The sequence below is a fragment of the Bradyrhizobium rifense genome (assembly GCF_008123425.1).
GTDB lineage: Bacteria > Pseudomonadota > Alphaproteobacteria > Rhizobiales > Xanthobacteraceae > Bradyrhizobium > Bradyrhizobium rifense.
The window spans coordinates 1-8206 of record NZ_VSSS01000054.1; the positions used below are offsets into that span (position 1 = coordinate 1).

Annotated in this window: 8 protein-coding genes; 1 reads left to right on the forward strand and 7 read right to left on the reverse strand. The window is 63.0% G+C overall.

Translation table 11 applies throughout. From position 1 onward, the window contains the following. From FXB40_RS32980 to FXB40_RS33015, 7 genes are all read right to left on the reverse strand, one after another. A partial coding sequence (locus FXB40_RS32980) for an ATP-binding cassette domain-containing protein (RefSeq protein ID WP_148776431.1) occupies positions 1-489 on the reverse strand: 489 nt, incomplete at its 3' end. Next, positions 482-1213: an ABC transporter ATP-binding protein gene (locus FXB40_RS32985; protein WP_148776433.1), complete on the reverse strand. Its 732-nt coding sequence runs from the start codon at positions 1211-1213 to the stop codon at positions 482-484. The genes FXB40_RS32985 and FXB40_RS32980, both read right to left, overlap by 8 nt. Then, positions 1203-2306, reverse strand: coding sequence for a branched-chain amino acid ABC transporter permease (locus FXB40_RS32990; RefSeq protein WP_148776435.1), 1104 nt, complete (start codon positions 2304-2306; stop codon positions 1203-1205). The genes FXB40_RS32985 and FXB40_RS32990 overlap by 11 nt, the downstream gene beginning before the upstream one ends. Positions 2307-2312: 6 nt before the next feature. Beyond that, complete coding sequence (locus tag FXB40_RS32995) at positions 2313-3527, reverse strand: substrate-binding protein (RefSeq protein WP_148776437.1); 1215 nt, start codon at positions 3525-3527, stop codon at positions 2313-2315. 4 nt (positions 3528-3531) lie between these two features. Beyond that, positions 3532-4389: a branched-chain amino acid ABC transporter permease gene (locus FXB40_RS33000; RefSeq protein ID WP_148776439.1), complete on the reverse strand. Its 858-nt coding sequence runs from the start codon at positions 4387-4389 to the stop codon at positions 3532-3534. Between the two features lie 138 nt (positions 4390-4527). Further along, positions 4528-6042, reverse strand: a complete 1515-nt coding sequence (locus FXB40_RS33010; protein WP_148776441.1) for an amidase — start codon at positions 6040-6042, stop codon at positions 4528-4530. 163 nt (positions 6043-6205) lie between these two features. After that, positions 6206-7390 (reverse strand): substrate-binding domain-containing protein, encoded by a 1185-nt coding sequence (locus tag FXB40_RS33015; RefSeq protein ID WP_246208115.1) that lies wholly within the window; start codon positions 7388-7390, stop codon positions 6206-6208. Positions 7391-7569: 179 nt separating this feature from the next. Here FXB40_RS33015 and FXB40_RS33020 point away from each other — a divergent pair, with 179 nt between their 5' ends. Beyond that, the gene (locus FXB40_RS33020; RefSeq protein ID WP_148776443.1) at positions 7570-8007 is read left to right on the forward strand and encodes a MarR family winged helix-turn-helix transcriptional regulator; all 438 of its coding nucleotides are present in this window, start codon (positions 7570-7572) and stop codon (positions 8005-8007) included. The last annotated feature ends 199 nt before the right edge of the window (positions 8008-8206 follow it).

Here is an 8206-nt window from a genome sequence, read left to right on the forward strand (position 1 = left end):
GCCTTCGGTCGGCTCGTCGAGCAGCAGCAATTTTGGATCGCCCAGCATGGCGCGGCCGATGGCGAGCATCTTGCGCTCGCCGCCGGAGAGCGTGCCGGCGGGCTGGTCGAGGCGCTGGCCGAGTTTCGGGAAGATGGTCAGCACGTGGTCGACGGCGTCGGCCTTCCTGCTCGCCAGCGAGCCGACCGCGAGATTGTCGCGCACCGACAGGCGCGCGAACACCGAATGCTCCTGCGGCACGTAGCCGATGCCGGCGCGGACGCGCTCCTGGGTCGCGCGGCGGCTGATGTCGCGGCCGTCGAAGCCGACCTCGCCTTTCCACGCCGGCAGTTCGCCGACGATGGTCTTCATCAGCGTGGTCTTGCCCGCGCCATTGCGCCCGAGTACGGCGACGCCGCCGCGCCAGGGAATGCCGAGATTGACGTCGAACAGGACCTGGCTGCGGCCATAGCCGGCGTCGAGATGCTTGATGTCCAAAAATTCAGGCACGGCGCAGATAGATCTCCTGAACGGATTTGTTGGCCTGGATCTCGGACACGGTGCCTGATGCCAGCACCTTGCCTTGATCGAGCACGGTCAACCGATCGCAGATGTCGCGGATGAAATCGAGGTCGTGCTCGACGATGACGAGCGAGCAATGCTGCTTGATCGGCTGGAGCAATTCACCGGTGACACGACGCTCCTCCAGGCTCATGCCGCCGGTCGGCTCGTCGAGCAAGAGAAGTTTGGGTTTACCCGCGAGCGCCATTGCGATCTCGAGCCATTGCTGCTGGCCGTGCGACAGCGCCGCTGCCGGATCGAAGGCGCGATCGGCGAGACGGAATTGCATCAGCATGGTCATGACCTGATCATGCAGCGCACTCCTGGTGCGCGAGAACACGAGGTCGAGCAGCGAGGACTGCGCCTGCAGCGCGAGCAGGATGTTGTCATACAGCGTCAACGTCGGCAGCACGCTGGTGATCTGGAATTTCAGGCTCATGCCGGCGCGCGCCCGCTCGGTCGGCGTGAAGGCGGTGATGTCGGTGTTGACGAAGCTCACCTTGCCCTGCGTCGGCACTTCAGCGCCGGCAATGCACTTCATCAGCGTGCTCTTGCCGGAGCCGTTGGGGCCGATCAGGCCGTGAAACTCGTTCTCGCCGACGGTCAGTGCGGCGCCATCGAGCGCAGTGAGCTTGCCGAATATCTTTGAGATGCCAGCGGCTTCAAGGAGCATTGCGCTTCTCCTTGACGCTTTCCTTGGCTTTGGCCCCGAAGCTGCCGACCCGCTCGCGCTCACCCAGTACAAAGCTGATCAAGCCGAGCGGCCGGAACAGGATCACGAGCAGCAGCAACAATCCCAGAATGATCGGCCAGATGTCGCGATAATTGTCCGACAGCCAGAAGCTGACGCCCTCGACGATGACAGTGCCGATGACGGCGCCGATCAGCGTGCCCGAGCCCCCGAACAGCACATAGAGCACGACCTGCGTCGAGACGACGACGCCGACCATGTTGGGCCAGACAAAACCTTCGTGGAACGCATAAAGGCTCCCGGCGAGCCCCGCGATGGCGCCGCCGATCGCAAAGATGATCGCTTTCAGATGCTGCACCTTGTAGCCGAAGAAGGCGATACGTTGCTCGTTCTCGCGCAGGCCTGCCAGCGCCAGGCCGAACTGCGATCGCACCAGGAAGCGGCAGAGCAAATAGACGACGATCAGGATGCCGAGCACGAGGTAGTAGAACGCCGGGCCTTCCGAGAATTCGTAGCCACCGAGCGTCATCGATGAAATCGAGGGAATGCCGTTCTGGCCGCCAAGATAATACCAGCCGCGCGCGAGGCGATCGGCGGCGTAGGAGCCGGTCAAGGTGCCGAGCGACACGAAGATCACGCTGGATGGATGCCGGCCCAGCAGCAGGAAGCCGCCAAGCAAAAGCGAAAAGGTGAGACCGATCAGCGTGCCCGCCGGCAGCACCAGGAAGATGTTGGTGATGTCCAGATCGCGCGCCAGCAGCGCCACGCCATAGCCGGCCGAGCCGAAGAACAGGGCCTGGCCGAAGCTCATGATGCCGGCATAGCCCCAGACCAGATCGAACGACAGCGCAAACAACGCAAGGATGATCACGCGCGTTGCGAACACCGTGAGGTAATCCTGCAGCACCAGCGGCGCGACGAGCGCGGCGACGAGCACCACGCCCTCCACGATCGGGAGGATCTTTCGTCCCGCGGCGGCCTGTACCGCCGTGCCGCTGCTACCCATTGCCACGTCCGCCTCCCCGCCGATCTCGGCGGGGATTGCCTGTTTCACTGCGCCCATCGACTTCGGCATTTGACCTTAGCATTCCTTGGGATCGACGAGACCGTCGCTGCGTCCGACGATCTCGTAGTTCCCGGCCTTGGCGACGGCGGTGTACATCTTCATCTTGCAGTGGCGCTTGCCCGGCACCATCTCGGCCGGCCCGCCCGGACCTTCCGCGATCTTGGCATGGTCGAGCGCAGCGGCGACCGAGTCACGGTCGACCTTGCCGGCCTCCTTGACGGCGGCTTCCCACAGCTTGAGGCCGCGATAGGTGCCGGTCGCGGCACTTCCGGCAGCGAAAAGGAAGTTGCCCGGGAAGTCCTTTTCATAGGCGGCCTGGATTTTGGCGTCGAACGGGTTCTCCTTGGTCAGCACCTTGAAATAGTCGAGGCAGCTCGCAAGACCCTCGATCTCGGCGGCCTGATTGATGTTGAGCGTGTTCTCGTCATAGTAGACGCAGGCCAGACGACCGCCGTTCTTGAGGAAGCCCGCTTCGTAGAGCTGTTTGAAGAACGGGCCGACGCCCGGCGGAATGACGGTGTTGAAGACGACGTCGATCTTGTTGGAGATGATGCGGTTGACGGTCGACGAAAAGTCGACCTGGTCGAGCGGGTAGTACTCCTCGAACACGACCTCGCCGCCATTGGCTTCGATCACCTTGCGGGCATAGACGTTGAGCGTGTGCGGCCAGACATAATTGGCGCTCGGCAGCGCGAATTTCTTGCCGCCGTTCTTGATCAGCCAGGGAATGAACTCGTCGCACTGCTGCGCCGGCGTCGGGCCCGTGCAGAACAGGTAGGGCGTGCACTCCTTGCCTTCGTAGAGCTGCGGATAGATGTAAAGCGTCTTGCCGCGCGCCACGATCGGGTCCTTGATCGCGTTGCGCATCGACGAGGTGATGCCACCGAGCACCATGTCGACCTTGTCGCGCTGGATCAGCTTGCGCACGTTGCCGACGGCAACCGATTCGTTCGAGGCGGTATCCTCGATGTAGAGCTCGAGCGGACGGCCGAGCAGGCCACCGCCCGCGTTGATCTCCTTGATCACCATTTTTGCGACATTGGCGTCGGCGTTGCCTGCGTAGGCGATCGGACCGGTGAGATCGGTCGCGATGCCGACCTTGATCGGGGCTTCGGCCGCGTTGGCCCAGGGCGCCGGGATCACCCAGCTGCCGACACCGGTCGCGACCGCACCGGACGCGAAGGCGAAATTGGACATAAAGCGGCGCCGTGAGAGTTGACGATCGAACATATGACTAAACCCCTTTTCCAGCGATGAGGCCCTGCGGCCGGAATTTGATGAAGGCAATAGCGAGAACGAAGACGAGGACGTCGGCGACCACGGGCGCCATGACCCAGGGCAGCGCGGCACTGAGCGTGCCGATCACGCCGGCGCCGGCGACCGGCCCGATGAAGGACCCGACACCGCCGACCATGACGGCGACGAAGCCCTGGATCAGGAAGCGGATGCCGAGATCGGCGTAGAGGCTGAACACCGGCACGATCAGCGCACCGGCAAGGCCGGCGAGTGCCGATCCAAAGGCAAACGTGGCGCCGTACATCAGGGGCGTCGAAATGCCCGATGCGCGCGCCAGCGACGGGTTCTCCAGCGTGGCACGCATGCGCAGACCGAAATTCGTGCGCGATAGCAGAAGATAGCAGCCAACCATGACCAGCAGCGTGATGACAATGATGGTGAAGCGCCACGCCGAGATGTGCATGGTGCCGATGTCGATCGAGCCGCCGATCGGCTCGGGCACGGTGAGATAGAAGCCGCCGATCAGCCCGCGCACGGATTCACGGATGATCAGGCCGAGCGCGTAGGTGCCGAGCATGGCGACGATCGGCGCGGCGTAGAAGCGGCGGATGATCAGCGCCTCCAGCACGAAGCCGAGCGCACCGACCAGGAAAGGTGCTGCAACCATGCCGGTCCAGATCGGCAGGCCCTTGGCGTAGGCGAGATAGGTGATGTAGGCCCCGAGCAGGACGAACTCGCCCTGCGCGAAATTGAAGATGCCCATCATGCTGGCGATGATCCCGAGCCCCAGCACGATCAGGACGATGATCGCGCCAAAGCTCAGAATCTCGAAAGCCGCGACGAACGCGTTAGCCATGCGCTAGAGCCTTTCCCGTTCCGATGAAATCGGAACGGGGCTCTAGATTCTTGTTTTGACGCGTTTTCTTGACGCGAACCGGTATCCACTTCGCTCGAAAACGCTCTGGTGTTCCGTCCGTCTGCATCAATGCCTTGCTCACATCTTCTTCCAGTCACCGATCTGCTCGAAAGCGTGCGCGGCGCGGTAGATGGTGGATTCCTCGAACATGCGGCCGACCAGCATCAGGCCGACCGGCAGGCCGTCGACCATGCCGCAGGGCAGCGACATCGCGGGATGATGGGTGATGTCGAACGGCGCGGTGTTGGAGATCATCTCCAGTGCGCGGGCGACGTAATCCTCGCGGCTGGCGGTCGGTTCCGGCAGCTTGGTCGCCTTCATCGGCGTCGTCGGCAGCAGCAAGAGGTCGTATTCGCCGAACGCCTTGTCATAGGCCGCGGTCAGACGGCGCGAGATGTTGAGCGCCTTGCCGTAGTAGCGGGGGCCAAAGGTGTTGTTGATGTAGGTGCCGAGCAGCAGGAACAGCTTTGTCGTCTCCGACAGCGAGTCCGCCTGGCGCCGCCAGCCGCGATGGAAGTCCATCAGCGAGGTCGAATAGAGGTCGGAGCGGGAGAGGCCGTAGCCGTCGCCATACATCATGGTCTGGGTCATGCCCTCGGTGCCGATCGGCGTCCAGATCGCGGGACCGACGAGGTGCATCGGGATCGAGACGATCTCGACGGTGGCGCCGAGGTCCTTGAAGCGCTTGGCGGCCTCGCGGACACTCTCGTTGACGGCGGCCTCGGCAGTCGCCTGCTCAAAGCCTTCCTTCAAAATGCCGATCTTCATGCCCTTGACGCCCTGGCCGAGCGCCTTGGTGTATTCCTCGACCTTCGGTGCCTTGATGCGGGGATCGTAGCCGTCATCGCCGGCGAGCACTTCGAGCAGCAGCGCGTTGTCGGCGACGGTCGCCGTCATCGGACCGGTGTGGTCGACGAAGATCTCGATCGGCATGATGCCGGTATAGGGCACGAGGCCCCAGGTCGGCTTCATGCCGTAGGTGCCGCAGAACGAGGACGGCATGCGGATCGAGCCGCCCTGGTCGCCGCCGATCGCCATGTCGACTTCGCCGAGCGCAACCACGACACCGCTGCCGGAGGACGAGCCGCCGGCCGAATAGCCCATCTTGTAAGGATTATGGACGGCGCCGACCGCGTTGGTATGGCTGCCGCCCGACATGCAGAAGGATTCGCAGTGCACCTTGCCGGCGATCTCGGCGCCGGCATCGAGCATGCGCGTGACGATGGTGGCGTCGAAATCGGGAACATAGCCCTCGAGCGTGGTCGAACCGTTCATCATGGGCACGCCGGCCAGCATGATGTTGTCCTTCAGCGCGACGGTCTTGCCCTTGAGCTTACCGTGAGCTGCGCCCTTCACGGTCGATTTGCGATACCAGGCGTTGCGCGGATTCTCTTCCGCCGACGGCTGATACCCCGGCGTGCGCGGATATTTCACCGCCGGCACCTCGTCAGGCATGGCGCCGACGAGGTTGTAGGCATCGATCGAGCCCTGCATCAGGCCGCGGAACGAGGCGACGTCGTCGTCGGTCAGCGCGAGGCCGCACTGCTCGGCGACGCTGCGAAGTTGGGCTGGCGTGGGAAGGACAACTGGCACGGCGCTCTCCTGAAGTTTCTTGAAACGGTCTCTCGGAACGTTGGGCGCGATCGCCCCGGCGCGACGCACGCACCACCGGCCTCGCCGAAACATTCAAAACGGAAATATTTTCCTTTTCAAGTATTATTTTGCGTTGGCGCGTGTCCGGATTGCCGCTGGTGCCTCAGATCGGCTTGATCAGCTTGAAGTCGAGGCCATCGGCCTCGGCGAGATACATCTGCATCCGGGCGTGACCGTTGCGAACGACCACCGGGCCGCGCGCGCCGCCGTAATCGATGTTGCGCCCCGCCGCGAGCATCGGCCCCATCGCCAACGAACCGGCCTTGTTCGCGACAGCTTCAAGGAACCGCAGGCCCTCATAGCTGGACTGGCCCAGCGAGCCGATCGGCGCTGCGTTCGGTCCGAACATCTGGCGATAGCGGCTTTGAAAATCGTCATTGGCGCGCGAACCGACGCCGGGGAAATAGCCGGAGGCACAGAACATGTTCTCGCTGTTGTCGGCGCCGATGCCGAGCAGCACGGTCTCGTCCATCGCACCGGCCAGCCGCAGCGTTGTCGCGGCAAGACCGCACTCGCCGAAGGCGCGATTGAAGGTGATGCTGTCGGTACCGATCAGCGAGATCAGGACGACGTCCGGTTTTGCAGCGCGGATACGCTCCAGATGCGGCTCGTGGTTGTCTTCGCCGAGAGGAACGAACTCCTCGCCGACGACGCTTCCTCCGGTTTCCTTGATGTAGCGCTTCACCGCGCGGTGCGACTGCCACGGCCAGACATAGTCGCTGCCGATCAGGTACCAGCGCGCCGCTTTCTTGACGTCCGCCAGCCAGTGGATCGAAGGGCGGCTCTGCCAGCGCGGCGTTTCGCCGATCGCCATGACGCCCGGCGTCAGTTCGCCACCTTCATAGACGGGCGTGTAGATATAGGGGATCCGGTTCGCGGTGGTGATCTTGCGGAGCGCGACGCGAACCGCGCTGGTGTGCATGCCGATGATGAGATCGATCTCGTCGTCGACGGCCGCCTGCTTGGCGCGGCTCAGGACACCGTCGAGCGGGCCGCCGGCATCATAGATCGACAGCTCGATCTCGCGCCCCAAAATGCCGCCACGCTTGTTGATCTCGGCGACCGCGAGCTGCGCGGTGTTGGTGGCGCACGGCCCCCAGATACCGGGCGAGCCGCTGCAGCAGATGAAGCAGCCGACGCGCAGCTTGTTCGTACCGCGACGACGAAGAAAGGCATGATCGCTGGGCGACAACGCACCATCAGCCGCCGATGACGACAGATTCCTGAACAGCAAGGACGGCGGCAACGCCGGACCGCTGTGAGCCGGGAAGTTTACCGTCGCGCGCACGCCAACTCCTGTCCGGTACCAGACCTGAAAGCACATTGAGCAGGCGGCCGCGGCTTCCGCCCTTTTGTTGTGCAATCATCCTATTTTGAAAATATTGAATATTCAAGAATTGAAGTGCATATAGAAGCAGCATTGATTGCAAGACATTCACTCATTTGGGTCAAGACGAAGTCTTAGCCGTGGCAAAACAACCGAACGCTCCAATCACCGAACACCTCGCTTACCTGCTTGCGCAAGCTAACCGGGAGATCAACCGGCAGCTCGAACTGCGGTTGAGCAAGGAGGGGGTTCCCGTCGAGCAATGGCGCATCCTGAAAGTGCTGTCGGACGGCGATGGCCATTCGATGGGCGAGCTTGCAGACGCGGTGCTGCTCAACCATCCGACGCTGACCAAGATGATCGACCGCATGGTGTCCGACACGCTGGTCTATCGCGTGCAGGACCCGAACGACCGCCGCAAGGTGCTGATGTTCATCTCCGACCGCGGCAAAGTGCTGTGCAGGAAGCTCAACTCGCTCGCAGTCGACCAGGAGGAGCATATCCTGGAGAGCTACGGCGACAAGTCGACGAGCGAGCTGAAGCGGCTGCTGGAGAGCTTGATCGATAGCTCGAATTGAGTTGGCGGCGCGTATCGCGAGAGTTGCGACGTAGCCAGCCCAACAGGGACTGTCGTCCCGGCGAACGCCGGGACCCATAGCCACAGGACGTCATTATTTCAAAGATTGGTCGTTGCGCTGTTTCGCGCGGTACGACGACTGTCCGCGGTCGATAGATTCCGCGGTATGGGTCCCGGCGTTCGCCCTAGGGGATGCACAC